A 14,744-nucleotide genomic window follows, 5' to 3' on the forward strand; every position below is an offset into this window, starting at 1 on the left:
GCAACTCGCCTTTAATAGGCGCTTGCGGTTTTACGGTGCTGAACTGCGGTTACGCCTGTGGGTTCAAGCACTTTACCATTCTCAATCGTGGCATAAAGCAGCCAGTGGTCGCCGCAATCCATCCGATTCTCGATTTTGCATTCGAGGTAGGCAAGAGCATCTAAAAGAATAGGGCAACCATTAGAGGCGTGATCGGTGCTGAGTTCAGCAAAACGATTTTCACCGGGAGCGGTTGCTTTTAAGAAGGTGCGCCGAACGTTTCGCCCTTCCTTCAGAATGTTGAGCACAAAGGGAATTTCAGGATGGTCTAGAACGCCTTCTGCTCGATCTTTCGGTAAGGCAACCGTAATTCCAGGAGGGTTAAAGGTCGCTTGCGACACCCACGAGGTTAGAATCCCAAACGGTGTTTCTCCCTGATTTGCAGTCACAACACAGAGCGAACCGACAACGCGCCCGATCGCTTGCTCGGTACGATCGGTTTGAGCTTCGACGGCTCCTTGACGCGGCGCTCTGATTTTTTTCATTTTTTTCAGAGCTTGAGCGAATTCGGCTCCGGCGGCTTCACAGTGTTGCAGCACTTCTTCTGAAGGTGTGAATTTGACGCGAATGGTGTCGAAGCCAAAGGCAAATCCGGCATCTTGCAGTCTGCCTTCGAGTAGGTCGATCGCTTCACCACTCCAGCCGTAAGAACCAAAAACACCTGCAATTTTGGTTTTTGAAGCGGTAGAAAGCACTAATCCTAGAGCAGTCTGCATTTGGGTTGGAGCGTGTCCGCCCAGCGTTGGAGAGCCGATGACGAATCCGTCGCATTGCTCGATCGCGGCTGTGATTTCGCTGGGGTCAACGAGTTCACAATTAATCAATTCGACTTTGATTTCAGCATCGGTGAGTCCTTTAGCGATCGCGTGGGCGACGGTTGCGGTGTTGCCGTAAGCAGAGGTATAAAGCAGCGCTACAGAAAGTTCTTGATTCTCTTGCTGTTCGCACCATTCGAGGTATTCGAGCTTGAGGCGGCTGAGGCTGTAGCGCACGATCGGGCCATGTCCAACCGCGTACCATTTCGGACGAAACCGAGCCATCTTGTCGATCGCGTCTTCGACTTGTTTTGACTGTGCTGCGTGGAGGCAATCGAAGTAGTAATGGCGATCGTCGTCGAGTTGCTTCCAGTTCTCGTCGAAAATGGCATCATCGCAAACGTGAGCGCCGAAGAATTTATCAGTATAGAGAATACGGGTTGCCGGATCGTAAGTGCAGAGTCCATCTACCCAGCGCGGGGTGGGCGTAAAGGCAAACTGAAGCTCGTGCCCTTTTCCGAGGTCGAGGACTTCTTCACCTCGAACGGGGTTGATGTTTAGGGGCTGATTGGAGAATGCAGCCTTGAGGCTATTGGCGGCAGGGCGAGAGCAAACGATCGTAATTTGTGGCGCAATTTCGAGCAGGCGTTTGATCGTTTCGATCCGATTGGAGTTGACGTGACCCAGAATTAGGTAGTCGAGCTTTTGGAAATACTGGTGGTCGTGGAGTTCCTTGAGAAAGATATCGGTAAAGGAGCCGCCCGGTGGGTCAAACAGCGCACTTTTTTCGGCTTGAATGAGGTAGCTGTTTGCAGTTGTTCCTTTTTGACGGGCGTATTCGGTTTCAAATTTCAGCCGATCCCAGGTGCGCGATCGTAAGATCCAAGTATCTTGAGCGATTTCGGCAACTTGGACATCTCTAGGTCGAGTTTGAAGCATAAGGCGAGCATGATGAAGGGTGGGACATAAAGGACAGGTTCATCCTTTTGCAAACTCCCACCCTGACTGGACAAGTCGGGGTGAGGAGATTCGGTATTAATAGTGATTGCCAACTTTGCGATGGTGTACAGCCGTTAACGCATCCGCTTTCGCGACTCGCCCTGTGGTAACGATGCTGTAAACAATCCAGTGATCGGGGCATTCCATCCGGCTCACAACTTCACACTCTAGATAAGCCAGCGATTCAGCCAGAATCGGTGAGCCATTAGTCGCAGGATAGGTGGTGACATCGGCAAAGCGATCGGCTCCCGGCGCAAACCGCTTGAGGAAGTGCTTCATTAATGCCTGATATTTTCCTTCTTCCAGCGCATTTAGCACGAAGTGATCGCCAATGTGCAGGAACGATTCGATCGCCCGATCTTTGGCAACCGCGATCGAGACTCCGAGCGGTTCAGAACTTGCCTGCGCGACCCAAGATGCCAGCATTGCACTAGAGATGTCGCCCTTTTTGGCAGTAATGATGTACAGACCGCCGCTAATGCGACCGAGGGCTTTATCTAGCTCGGTGTCGAGGGCTTTCATTTGTTTGACGGTACGATCGCGAGTGAGCCATTGTCCTAAGTCTGTGCCGGACTCCTCGCAAAGCTGGTAGATCGCTTCGGTCGGTTCGTCTGCGATTTTGATTGGCTCAAATTTCTCAACCAAGCCAATCTCCCGGATTCGGTTGCGAATCGGATAAACGGCTTCATCGTTACCGCCGCCGACTTCAAACAGTCCAAAGTTCTGCTTGGAATTTACGGCAGCAAGAATGGTACCGATTGCGGCGGCAGCGTTTTCAGCAACTTCTCCAGATTGCGGGGGCATTCCCAGAACGATCGCGCTGGAGAGTTCGACCAGTTCGCGGACTTCCTGCGGTTCAGCAACGCGCAGATCCATGATTTCAACGGCGACTCCGGTTTTGGTAATTCCGGTTGTGATCGCTTGCGCGAGTTGATCGCCGTACCCATGTCCTGCCACATAGAATAAGCCAACGGTGGTGGTCGCTTTTGCTTGGGTTTGGCTCCAATCTTGGTAGCGTCCGACTAATTCTTCGATGTTGTAGCGCAGCAGTGGCCCGTGACCTGTGGCGATCGTCGTAATTTCGGGAAGTTCTTTGATGCGTTTGATCGCTCCGAGTACCGATCGAGCGTTCGGAGCCATGAGGCAGTCGTAGTATAGACGAAACTCGGCTTCGAGAATATCAAGGTCTTCATCGTAGGTGTGATCGTCGCAGAAGTGCATCCCGAACGCATCACAGGTGAATAGCGTTTGCGTTTTGTGGTCGTAGGTGAAAATTGTGTCGGGCCAGTGTAAGTTCGGTGCAGAGACAAATTCAAGTTCGTGTCCATTGCCGAGTTCCAGACGATCGCCGCTCTTGACAACTTTGCTCTTGAACGGCTGATGCACCAAGTTTTCGAGAAATTGGATCGCAACTTTTGCACCCACGACGATGATATCCGGATTGAGTTCTAGGACATCGCGGACTAAGCCACTATGATCTGGCTCGGTGTGACTGATGATTAGATACTCAATGTCTTGTGGATCAATCAACTCATTTAGAGCATCAATGTAGAGTTCACGGAATTTCGCATGTGAGGTATCAACTAGAGCAACTTTCTCGCCTTTAATTAAAAAAGAATTGTAAGTTGTTCCATTCTCAAGAGAAAATTCGATATCGAAGCGATCGCGATCCCAATCGAGCGATCGGATCGTGGTAGTTTCGGGTGCAATATCGCTGATTTCGGTAGTGAGACGAACTCGTGATCGAGCTGAGCGAGGAGCAGAAGCGACCATAAACGATCTCCCAGAGGTAATGTAAACGATAACGCAGTTCTCTTATAGCTTGATTGTCGCGCCTTGTATCTCAATTTGTAAAGTTTCAATAAGTAAGCATACCTATAAATGAAACTAATTACAAATCGTTGGATCGCGCTAAATATTGGAAACTCCCGACTTCATTGGGCTTTGTTTGAAAATGACCAAATTCAACAAAGATACAATATGTCACATATCGCCGAGGATTCAGTGATTCTGCTGAACGATCGTGATTCCAACTCTACAGCAAAACCGATTAGCTTAGTTTATCAATCGCTGCCTTGGATGAGCATCGATTCAGAGCTATGGGTCGCGTCAGTTGTCCCGAAGCAGGTTGATTACTGGCGGAATGTTCCCAATTTTCACGGCATCTCTCTCAGCGAAATTCCTCTTCATCAGCTTTATTCTACGCTCGGTGTCGATCGTGCTCTAGCTCTATGGGGTGCTATCCAAGTCTATGGTAGTCCAGCCTTAGTCATCGATTGCGGAACAGCAATGACTTTTACAGGTGCAAACGAAAAGCATGAGTTGATTGGCGGCGCGATCGTGCCTGGAGTGCGGCTACAGTTTCAAGCTCTGGGACAACAGACCGCAGCGCTTCCTACGATCGGGCAAGTTGAAACTCTGCCTGAGCGATGGGCAAGGAATACCCAAACCGCGATCGAGAGCGGAATTTTGAACACACTTTTAGCAGGAATTCGCAGTTTTGTCGAAGACTGGAATCAGCAGTTTGAAAGGAGTACGATCGTCTTGACCGGGGGTGATGCGGAGTTAATTTATCGGCTCTTTGAGCAGACCGAGCCGCGAATTTTTGAGCAGCTTCGACTCGATTTGGATTTAGTGTTTTGGGGAATGCGATCGGTTCGCAACGCCTTGAAACCTTAAGCGCTTGAAACTTTAAGCGATCGTAGTCCTGCCCTCAAAATAATCTTGTAGCTGCTGATCGTGATCATGTGAGAGCTTACCGGGGGGTAGATGTAAGCAATGGAACGCCTGCACATCTGCTACTTCATCGATATCCTTTGGGTTGAAGGTTCCAGTTGCTTCCACTTCCACAACGATGCAAATTGAGTGCATTCGTGGATCGCGATCGGGAGCCGAGTAAATTCCGACTAATCGCCGAATTTTGGTCAGTTCTAAACCTGTTTCCTCGACAAGCTCGCGGCGAATCGCCGTCGGCAAGTCTTCGCCCCAATCGACAATGCCTCCGGGAAGGCTCCACAGTCCGTTATCTCGTCGCCGAATTAGCACAATGCGATCGTCCGGTAAAACTGTAATGATGCTTGTCCCAGTAATCGGGTGGCGGAAGATCACACCCAGAATGGTTTGGAAATATCGCCAAAACCGACGCATAAATTCACGATATGAGGTGAAGGGGTTGAAGTGCCTAAAAGTTGATAGAAGCAGTCGAGCGGGAATTTCTGGTAGATACGAGACGCTGGAGGATAAGCAATTCACGCGAGATCGGCGAGGACTTGTGCTGCGTGAAACTCAGGTTTTACTTTGCGGTAGATTTTCTCGATCGTACCATCTGGGCTAATGACAAAGGTGTTCCGGATTACGCCTAAGAACTCTTTGCCCATGAATTTCTTCAATCCGTAACTTTCATAAGTCTCCGCTACTTTACCGCCTTCATCACACAGCAGCGGAAACGGCAAATTGTACTTCGTCACAAACTTCTCATGGGAATTAGCGTCATCCGCGCTAATTCCCATGAGAACGATATCTTGCGTCTGATATTGCTCGTAAGCATCCCGAAACCCACAAGCTTCTTTAGTGCATCCGGGAGTATTATCGCGAGGGTAGAAATACAAAACGACTCGCTTACCTTTGAAATCCGCAAGCTTGACTAAATTCCCCTGAGTATCGGGTAAACAGAAGTCAGGAGCGCGATCGCCTACAGTTAGTCCCATACTTAGCTCTGTTGAAATCGTTGTTTTGCGGATGCGATCGCCTGATTAATCTGCTCGAATCCAGTTCCACCGAAACTATTTCGGGCTGCAACGACCTGCACAGGTGAGATCGCGTCGTAGATATCTGACTCAAACGCCGGATGAAGTTCTTTCCATTCTGCAAGGGTTAGGTCTTTGAGCAGCTTATTGGCTGAGAGGCACGATCGCACCACTTTCCCAACCAGGTTATACGCTTCTCTAAAGGGAATTCCTTTTGCTGCAAGGTAATCCGCCACATCAGTTGCATTTGAGAAATCTTCTGTCACCGCTTCGTTCAATCGTACCGTGCGGAACTCTAAGCCTTCTTGAAATAAAATTGTCATCGCTTCTAGACAAGCCTTGACGGTGTTCACAGAATCGAACAAGGCTTCTTTGTCCTCTTGCAAATCTTTGTTGTAAGCGAGCGGCAGTCCTTTCATCAGCACCAACATTCCCTGCAAATGCCCGAAGACTCGCCCTGTTTTACCGCGCACGAGTTCTGGTACATCGGGATTCTTTTTTTGCGGCATGATGCTCGATCCTGTAGCGCAGCTATCTTTCAGCGTGACAAAACTGAATTCTTGAGATGCCCAAAAAATTACTTCTTCGGACAAGCGGCTAAGATGCACCATGATCAAGCTTGCAGCGCAGAGGAATTCGATCGCAAAATCTCGATCGCTCACGCCATCTAAGCTGTTTTCGTACAGTCCCCCGAACTCTAACAATTCGGCGGTGTAATGTCGGTCGATCGGAAAGGTTGTTCCCGCTAGCGCCCCTGATCCCAAGGGTGAAACGTTGACTCGCTGATAAATTTCGCCGAGTCGCGTCCAGTCGCGCTGCGTCATCTCGAAATACGCCAGCAAATGATGTGCCAAACTAATCGGCTGCGCCCGTTGCAGATGGGTGTAGCCTGGAATTAGGGTCTTAACGTGCTGCTCAGCGAGTCCGAGTAAAACGCCTTGAAAGTCTCGAAGCTGCTGACGAATTTGGTGAATTTGGGCGCGGAGATAAAGGCGGGTATCGGTTCCAACCTGATCGTTGCGCGATCGAGCGGTATGCAACTTCTTACCAACATCGCCCACAATCTCGGTGAGACGGTGTTCTACCGCGAAATGCACGTCTTCTGCATCAATGCCGGGTTGAAACTGTCCTTGGCGATATTCTTGCCGGATCTGCTCTAGTCCTTTGACTAACTGATCGCCCTCTTCCGCAGAAATAATGCCAGTTTTTGCCAGCATTTTTGCGTGTGCTTGCGATCCCGTTAAATCATATTCAATTAGCGCGATATCAAATCCGATGCTGGCGTTAAACTGCGCGATCGCGGGATGCAATGCCGTTTCAAAACGCTGGCTCCAAGTTTGAGAAGGTTTAGATTCAGGAGACTGCTGACTCAAGGGAACTCTTTGTCGATCGACTGCAAGTTCTAAGCCTACCGCAAACGGTTGAAAAGAAGGGATGAAGCTCAGATTAATTTTTCATCCCAGTAAAGAGACTCGCCGGAATTAGCCGAACGAAGTAAAGGTTCTGACGAAGTACCCTAGTCCAGCTCCTAACACAAATGCCCAAACCTGACCGGTTCTGACAAAGTGATTCCAGCTTTTGCCGACATTCCCAGCAATATCGGTTTGCTTGAATTCCTGAGCCAGAATGTTGACATCGATCGATTGCACAACATCGCTCAGATGAAGGGTGTGATCGAACCAGGTGGATAGATCTAAAACAAGATGAATCATGTGATTGTGCCGTGATTGGTTTGCTTTCAGCACAGTCTTATCACAGGAATCAAGTTAGAGAGTCCGAGAAAATGCTAGTTCAGAAGCGGCATTACTGAGGTCGCGATGATCGCCGCCTGCGTACGATCGCGTAGATTCAAACGCCCTAAAATGCTGGCGACGTGGTTTTTCACGGTTCCTTCTGAGATTTCGAGCGATTGGGCAATTTCCCGGTTGCTCGATCCTTCTGCGATCAGTCTTAACACTTGGCGCTCACGAGCAGTCAGCTTAGCAAATCCAGGCGGTAAGCTAGGAGCAGGAGTACGCCGCTGGGACGGCATAAACGGCAGAACGTTCGTCATTGATGGTTCGGGACTGGTTTCTTCGATCGGCGGAGCAAGCACTTTCTGCAAAATTCCGGGACTGAGTTGAGTAAAGCCTCTGTGTGCAGTCCGAACGGCATTGGCTAACTCGTCAGGCGACATATCCTTGAGCAAATAGCCCCGCGCTCCAACTCGCAAAGCGGTTCGGACTGAGGCTTCATCATCAGTAGCGGTCAGAACTAAAACGCGGGTTTTTGGGCAGCGCTCACAAATGGCTTGAGTTGCAGTGATGCCGTCCATTTTTGGCATTTTCAAATCCATCAGCACCACATCTGGCTGGAGGGCTTCCGTTTGCTCTACCGCATCGCAACCGTTGTCTACATCTGCTACAACTTGCAGATCAGGCTCCTGCTCTAGAAGCGCTTTCAATCCTTCTCGAATGAGGTTTTGATCATCGGCTAACAATACGCGAATCATACAGTGCTTTCCTCTTCTCAGAGATGAAGTTTAGGAATGGGGGCGATCGAAAAACTCCTGAACGCAATGAACTCGAAATACAGTAACTGTTGAGGAAGTTGTTTTTGATAGTTTGTAAAACATCATCAAAATATTTTTTCGTTTTTATAGAAATAAATCAAGCCCTTTGTGACAGAAATTTACCAAATTGGAGAAGAAGTCAGTATGCTGAAAGACTAGAAAAAATGGCACTGAAGTTGTGATGCGAAAGACTGAGCAACCCGTCAAGCCGATCTCCTGGTTTCGGCTTGGAATCCTTGGAATATTTCTTGTGTCGCTGGGTCTGCGATTCTGGGGACTCGGACGATTTAATACACTCGTTTTTGACGAAGTTTACTATGCAAAATTCGCGAATAACTACTTAACTGGGACAAGATTCTTCGATGGTCATCCGCCGTTAAGCAAATACTTGATCGCAATCGGAATCTGGATTGGAAATCGTCTTCCGATCGGTCAAGACACTGTAAACAATTTGGCAGGCTCAACTTTAAGTACCTGGAGTTATCGCTGGCTTAATGCGTTAACAGGTTCCTTTATTCCGCTAGTTATTTCTGTGATCGCATACCAACTCAGCCAACGTCGTAGCTATGCTCTGATTGCCGGAATTCTTGCCGCGATGGATGGTCTATTCCTGGTTGAGTCACGCTACGCCCTGAATAATGTCTACCTTATATTGTTCGGATTGTTGGGACAATGGTTCTTGTTATTAAGTTTACGATCGCCAAAAAAATTGAATTGGTTTCTCGTTGGATCTGGAGTATTTTTTGCTGCCTCTGCTTCAATCAAATGGAACGGATTATGGTTCTTGATGAGTGCTTATTTTCTGTGGGGATTAGGTTGGTTATTTCGCCTGCTTAATTGGATGAGTCAGCGATCACAACGATTCACAGAAGTCTCTAATCATCCATTACCAACTTCACCGTTGTATCGAATTACGCAGATTAATTTGTTCTCTTTTTTACTCTGTTTTGCAGGTATTCCAGCGCTGTTTTATTGGTTAATTTGGCTACCTCATATTTATCTAAATCCTGAATTTGACTTTATCGAAGTTCAGAGGCAGATTTTGTCTTACCATCAGCGCGTGGGTAGCGGCATGAATATTCATCCTTACTGCTCAACTTGGTACAGTTGGATACTAATGCTTCGCCCAGTTGCGTATTTTTATCAAGTTGCAAATTCACCGACTGCTCCAATTCCAAACGGAAGTTCTGCACTAATTCTTCAGCCTGGACGGGTGGTTTACGATGTTCATGCAATTGGAAATCCAGCGCTATGGTGGTTTTCTTCAGTGGCGATCGTATTTCTCATTTGGATACTTGTCGAACACTGGCACATCTTGCCAACTCTGGTTACGGCTCAAGCTCCCAAGCTAGGCTATTTGCCGCCTCAAGAGTTATGGATTGTGCTGTTTCTAATGACTGGGTATGTAGCGAATTTACTGCCCTGGATGCCTGTATCGCGCTGTGTGTTTCTGTATCACTACATGGGATCATCCATTTATGCCGCGATGGGACTGGCTTGGCTGATCGATCGCTGGCTTCGCAAGCGCGAATCTCGTGCGCTCGGAATTGGCGTAATCATGCTTTGTGCGATCGCGTTTGTGTTTTGGATGCCGATTTATCTGGGCTTGCCATTGTCGCAATCAGAATATGAGATGCGGATGTGGCTGAGATCGTGGATTTAACGACTCTGAAATAAACGAAACGGGTTCCATTGAATGAAACCCGTTGAACTTATCCCGATTTTGCTGAGGCTCTATTTGATCTTGCTATCTTCGATGTCAATTTGAGTGGGGGGCAATTTTGGTGCGTCTTCTGTCCTATTAGAAGACTTCGATCGCGCCTCTCCCGCTTCTCTCACCATATCGGTTGCTTGTTTTAGCAAGTCTTTGAGCATTTTTCGCACTTGCCGTTCCCGTTGTGCCAGAGCAACTCCCGCTTCTCCAATTTGTCGATCGAGGTCTGCCATCTTTTGATCCGCTTGGGTCTTTGCGGATTCGGCTTGTGGTCGGGCTTGGTCGTACCACTCTTTTGCTTCGTTCAGATGAGCTTGAGCGCGATCGTGATAATCCTCGCTGCGTGCAGCCAGGTTTGCCCGCAGAATGGCTAACTGTGCCTGCACTTGAGCATAGCGTTTCTTTAACAAACCCGCCTCCTCGCTGTTGCGAATCGTCTCGATCGTCGTCTCGATCTGTTCCCGAACTTCAACAGACATATCTCGTGCGGCTTCCTTCAGCCCTTCCATGCCCGCTTCGACTTGTTGCTCTAGTTCGTCTTCTTGTTCACTGAGTTGAGTCTGTAGCCGCTTCACTTCTGCTTCAGTTTCAGCAATACGCTGTTGACGAGCGCGACTAATTCCTTCGACGACTCCTTCAACCGAAGCGGTGATGTCTTCTTTGATATGTGTCCCGCCTTCTTGCAAGCTTGTTGCTGCACTAGAAAACGCATCCTTGACGATCGACCGAATATCTCCGGTTCCTGCTTTCAATTCGGAAGTGATTTGGTCGATCGCGCTTCGCATAATTTCTCGAATGCGATCGGTGCGGAGCTGTCCCACTTCTTTTGCTTGCTTCAGGTCAGATGAGATTTTCTCTTTGACAGAATTAGCCATATGAATCCTCTAATTAAAACCTTATTATTTCTTCCTCTAGTCTGACGTAGGATTTCTTTAACATCCTCTTTCTTAAGGTTAATAAGAAAAGCTCCTGATAAAATACCAGGAGCTAAGCTTTGAATTAGATGACCTTAAGCTTCAACAAAACGCTAAGCAAATTGTGTTCAGATTGCAATTCAGGAAACTAGAATCGCAGACCTACACCACCAACAATGCTCAGTGAACCATTGCCGCTTCCTTGATAAGCGTTGATGCCATATTTCGCATCGCTATAAACAACAACGCCTTTTGCAACTTCTGATTCAACACCTGCTGAAATAACGGCAGAATCTTTGTTGCCAATTTGAGAAGTTTGACCGTCTTTTTGCACAAAACCGTAGCCAGCACCTAGATAGACGTTCGTGTTTCTAGAAACAGGAAGATCATAGGTCAGCGAAGGAATAACCGCGCTGTTGTCGCCGTTGAACATAACGGAACCACGAACAGAAACAGGCGCATTTGGAATTGCAAATCGACCTTGAATGTTTCCACCAAATACTGCTTCGTCATTACTGACTCCGCCGCTGGTCACACTACCGCCAACCCCAGCTCCAACATAGCTTCCGTCGAAGCGAACAGATTGGGCAGAAGCAGAACCTGCGAAGAACAAAGGAGACAAAGCAAGGGCAGAAAGAGCAGAAAGAGTTGCTACCGATTTGAGAGAGAGTTTCATAACTTTTCCTAGCGTGACGAAGAACTTTAGTTGAGGTTTATTGCCTTCAATTCTTACTTTCAATGTCGTAAGAAGTGCTTGATGTGTTCCCAGAGTTTCAGAGGTTTTTGAATTGGTTAGGAATTCTATATCTTTAGAAATAGTTCCAGCTTGATCAGTCAAAAACTTGAGATTACTTCTGGAAGAACCAGCAATAAATCGCATTGGTTTCTCATATCTCTGGTATATCTTGCAGGATTTCAAATCATCTTAAACGATGGTCTGTTCTATAAGTGTCACATCATAAATGTTGTCATTTCTCTCTCTTTTAAAACAACAAAAAAGAGGCATTCCTTGCAATTTTGTAAAAGAAAATGCCTCTAAAAAAATGATTTTTAGGCGTGAAAATTAGCGTTAAAGTTCGGTTTTCCGTCTCGTTAAATCAAGAAGTATCTAACCCAAAAGGCTGAGAATAACTACACATTATTAACTAGAATTTTCGGAAGCAATATCTTTTAGGTTTCCGAAAGAGGTCATTTGTAAAGAGCGCGGCTATAGTCATCCTAATCAGTTGTGAAATGGGGCGTGGGGTGTCGTTTCTTTTTCAACCCCCTACTCCTTTTAGCGTTCACAACTCAAACAGGGTCGCTACACAATTTATAGATGCAGCAGCAGAATCAAAAGTTCCGAGCCGATCGCTCTGCAAAATAAAGGGACTTTTCGCTGACATGAAACTACGGCGTGAATTCTACCAATCTACCTCTGCCCGTTCGTGCAGGACGCGCCCATACACGGCTTCAGTTTGCTGTGCCAGCTTGCTCCAATCAAACCGCCGGGCTAAATCTTCATAGGCGTTCTGCACCAGCGATCGCGCAAACTCTGGACGCTTCAATATTTCCAGAATTCCCCAAGCGATCGACTCTGAGTTACTCACCCACGTCACAATTCCAGTCCTGCCATGCCGCACAACTTCAGGAAATCCCCCTGCATCGGAAACAACAACGGGCACTCGCGCTGCAAAGCTTTCGAGCGCCACAATTCCGAAGGGTTCATACAAACTTGGGAAAACCGCACAATCTGCAATCGTCTGAAAGCGATCGAGGTCTTGATCCGGCATAAATCCAGCGAAGAAGCAATGTCTCCAAATTCCGAGTTCTTTCGCCTGCCGCTTGAGATGTTCTGTGGGTCCACCCCCGATAAAAACGAACTTCACGCGCTGATTCATCTCATGTAGAATCTTCGGAGCCGCCTGAATCAAGCCAGAAACCCCTTTCTCGTGCGTCATCCTGCCGACGTAATAGACAATTTTCTCCTGATCGACCGCAAAACGCCGCCGAAACTCCCAATAGTCGAAATCCGGGTCAAGCTGTTTTTTTTCGCGCCGGATGCCATTGTAGACGACATCAATTTTGTCCCACGGTGCCGCGAGTGTTTGCTCAACTTCTCGCCGCATAAAGTTTGTGCAAACAATAATCCGCCACGCTTCGTGAGTTAACAACCGCTCCTTTCCGTGAACATAATGCTGCGTTGGGCTAAAAATTCCACCATGCCGTCCATGTTCTGTAGCATGAATGGTTGCTACAAGTGGCACTTTAAAGTGATGTTTTAACGCGATCGCCGCATCGCTCACCAGCCAATCATGGGCGTGAATGGCATCAAAGCCGCCTTCTTCTAAGATTAATTTACCGCCGTGCAGTCCCATGCTGTCGTTCATGGCACAGACCCATTGGAAAAAATCTTCATGTTTTGCTACGGCGACTCGATGAACTTGGACTCCCTCCACAATCTCAAAATGAGGTGCCAGTCCAAACTCCACGGTAATCAATACAATTTGATGCCCCAGTTTCACCAACTCTGGGTAAAGTTCTCCAACATGGCGAGCAATGCCGCCCACGATGCGGGGTGGAAATTCCCAAGTCAGCACCAAAATCTTCATCGCTCTTAACGCCCTTTTACCAGCGGTATGTTTGTACTTTCTTTGAGTCCTTTCCTTCACCAGCGCCCAAGTGTTAGATATGGAACCTCTTACAGATGGAATCCTGATTCTATCAGTCTGTTTTTTCGAGATTGATAAAACTTTATGCTAAAAAATAGACTCAGTGTGAGGTCGTAGACTTGATCGATCCTGAATGAATTGTCGTATTAAAAAACACTAAAGATTCAGCCACAATCCTTTATTTTTGTACTGCTACAATAAGCTTTCATCAGAGTGTTCCTGGGTACGCAAACTAGGGCAAAATGATGCAGAGGAAATCGATAAACAATCCGCTGCGATGGAGTTGAAAGAGGCGATATGAGCATTGAAAAAATCGTTGATCAAGCCCTTCAGGATGGCTATTTGACCCCCGCGATGGAAGCCGAAGTTGGGCGTATCTGCGACACCGCCTCGGAACTGTCGATCGAAGAGTATATGGCGTTGGATCGATTGATGGGAGCGCTCCTGACTGGAGAAGTGGTTGCCGTTCCCCGTAAGCAGTTTATTAACGTCATGGAAGAATTGGTCTTAACGGAAGCGATCGCACGGGTTGCAGAAATTGAAGCGACTAGCGATCGCACCTTAGATTTAGGTGATATTGCCGCTTATGCGTTGAACCGTTTACCGCCGCTTTACGCTACGACTGAAGAAGGCGCGAACTATCAACGGCAACACGCTAAAGAAGATTTACAAGGAATGATTTCGCAGCGAGTTGGAGAAGCGATCGCGAAAAATCTTGATAAGCCTGATTTCTTCCCAGAACGTCAGATTCTCGGCAAAAGCTCGAAAGATGAGATTCTCACTCAAGTGGGCAGTCTTTTGCAGGCGTATGCTCCCAGTTTCGAGCCAGAGCCACATCGTTAGATATTTCTATTGTTAGATATTTTTCATGAGGTTAAAGGGGCGTTCTGCCCCTTTTTTATCGAGATTGTAATCCGAGATAATGAACCATCGGGAAGCCTGCGGCTAGATCCTGCCAGAATCGATCGCGTAATTCCTCTGGATACACAGTAACTTGATCTAGCTCAATTCGCTTAAACCAGCGGAGTTCTGTAATCCAATCAGAATCAGGCGAAGTTGGGGGGAGGTGTTCGAGCGTGAGCGTACCGGAGAAGCGATCGACCACGCAGAAAAACTCACAACTGCGAACATCTGATTCACTGTCGTAAAACTCTCGCAGATAAGCGATGCGTGACAAGCTGGCGGTCAGTCCAGTTTCTTCAAAGATTTCACGAGCGGCACAGGCAAAAATCGACTCGTCTTCCCGCTCAATGCCACCACCGGGAGGAATCCAGATTGTGCGTCCAGTTTCGGGGCATTTATGAGCAACTAATAGAATCTCATCTTCCTGCACCACTAAACCAGCCGCTCGAATTCGGTGTTTCATACAAATAGT

14 protein-coding genes are annotated in these 14,744 nt (G+C 47.7%); 3 read left to right on the top strand and 11 right to left on the bottom strand.

Annotated elements, in window-relative coordinates:
• Positions 1-11: 11 nt before the first annotated feature.
• Both H6F51_07075 and H6F51_07080 read right to left on the bottom strand, forming a co-directional pair.
• Positions 12-1,733 carry a flavin reductase gene (locus H6F51_07075; protein MBD1822258.1) on the bottom strand — a complete coding sequence of 574 codons (1,722 nt, stop codon included), beginning with the start codon at positions 1,731-1,733 and terminating at the stop codon, positions 12-14.
• Between the two features lie 96 nt (positions 1,734-1,829).
• Complete coding sequence (locus H6F51_07080; protein ID MBD1822259.1) at positions 1,830-3,566, bottom strand: flavin reductase; 1,737 nt, start codon at positions 3,564-3,566, stop codon at positions 1,830-1,832.
• Positions 3,567-3,674: 108 nt separating this feature from the next.
• Here H6F51_07080 and H6F51_07085 point away from each other — a divergent pair, with 108 nt between their 5' ends.
• A complete protein-coding gene (locus tag H6F51_07085) occupies positions 3,675-4,472 on the top strand; it encodes a pantothenate kinase (protein ID MBD1822260.1) in 798 nt (265 codons plus the stop codon).
• 12 nt (positions 4,473-4,484) lie between these two features.
• Here H6F51_07085 and H6F51_07090 read toward each other — a convergent pair whose 3' ends face one another.
• From H6F51_07090 to H6F51_07110, 5 genes are all read right to left on the bottom strand, one after another.
• Positions 4,485-4,940 (bottom strand): NUDIX hydrolase, encoded by a 456-nt coding sequence (locus H6F51_07090; protein MBD1822261.1) that lies wholly within the window; start codon positions 4,938-4,940, stop codon positions 4,485-4,487.
• Positions 4,941-5,041: 101 nt separating this feature from the next.
• Positions 5,042-5,500 carry a thioredoxin-dependent thiol peroxidase gene (bcp, locus tag H6F51_07095; protein ID MBD1822262.1) on the bottom strand — a complete coding sequence of 153 codons (459 nt, stop codon included), beginning with the start codon at positions 5,498-5,500 and terminating at the stop codon, positions 5,042-5,044.
• Positions 5,501-5,502: 2 nt separating this feature from the next.
• Positions 5,503-6,912 (bottom strand): argininosuccinate lyase, encoded by a 1,410-nt coding sequence (gene argH / locus H6F51_07100; GenBank protein ID MBD1822263.1) that lies wholly within the window; start codon positions 6,910-6,912, stop codon positions 5,503-5,505.
• Positions 6,913-7,020: 108 nt separating this feature from the next.
• Positions 7,021-7,251, bottom strand: a complete 231-nt coding sequence (locus H6F51_07105; GenBank protein MBD1822264.1) for a hypothetical protein — start codon at positions 7,249-7,251, stop codon at positions 7,021-7,023.
• A gap of 74 nt (positions 7,252-7,325) precedes the next feature.
• Entirely contained in the window at positions 7,326-8,030 is a 705-nt protein-coding gene (locus H6F51_07110; protein ID MBD1822265.1) for a response regulator transcription factor, read from the bottom strand.
• A gap of 241 nt (positions 8,031-8,271) precedes the next feature.
• Here H6F51_07110 and H6F51_07115 point away from each other — a divergent pair, with 241 nt between their 5' ends.
• Positions 8,272-9,753, top strand: a complete 1,482-nt coding sequence (locus tag H6F51_07115; GenBank protein ID MBD1822266.1) for a phospholipid carrier-dependent glycosyltransferase — start codon at positions 8,272-8,274, stop codon at positions 9,751-9,753.
• A 71-nt stretch (positions 9,754-9,824) separates the two neighbouring features.
• Here the strand turns inward: H6F51_07115 and H6F51_07120 are convergent, their stop codons facing one another.
• The 3 genes from H6F51_07120 to H6F51_07130 form a co-directional block, all read right to left on the bottom strand.
• On the bottom strand, positions 9,825-10,679 hold the full coding sequence (locus H6F51_07120; protein MBD1822267.1) for a histidine kinase: 855 nt from the start codon (positions 10,677-10,679) through the stop codon (positions 9,825-9,827).
• A gap of 187 nt (positions 10,680-10,866) precedes the next feature.
• A complete protein-coding gene (locus tag H6F51_07125) occupies positions 10,867-11,394 on the bottom strand; it encodes an outer membrane beta-barrel protein (GenBank protein MBD1822268.1) in 528 nt (175 codons plus the stop codon).
• Between the two features lie 727 nt (positions 11,395-12,121).
• Positions 12,122-13,309, bottom strand: a complete 1,188-nt coding sequence (locus H6F51_07130) for a glycosyltransferase family 4 protein (protein ID MBD1822269.1) — start codon at positions 13,307-13,309, stop codon at positions 12,122-12,124.
• Between the two features lie 357 nt (positions 13,310-13,666).
• Here H6F51_07130 and H6F51_07135 point away from each other — a divergent pair, with 357 nt between their 5' ends.
• Positions 13,667-14,212, top strand: coding sequence for a late competence development ComFB family protein (locus H6F51_07135; protein ID MBD1822270.1), 546 nt, complete (start codon positions 13,667-13,669; stop codon positions 14,210-14,212).
• A gap of 55 nt (positions 14,213-14,267) precedes the next feature.
• Here H6F51_07135 and H6F51_07140 read toward each other — a convergent pair whose 3' ends face one another.
• Positions 14,268-14,735 carry an NUDIX hydrolase gene (locus H6F51_07140; protein MBD1822271.1) on the bottom strand — a complete coding sequence of 156 codons (468 nt, stop codon included), beginning with the start codon at positions 14,733-14,735 and terminating at the stop codon, positions 14,268-14,270.
• Positions 14,736-14,744: the final 9 nt, after the last annotated feature.

It is taken from the genome of Cyanobacteria bacterium FACHB-DQ100, assembly GCA_014695195.1.
In the GTDB taxonomy this organism is placed as follows: Bacteria; Cyanobacteriota; Cyanobacteriia; order Leptolyngbyales; family Leptolyngbyaceae; genus Leptolyngbya.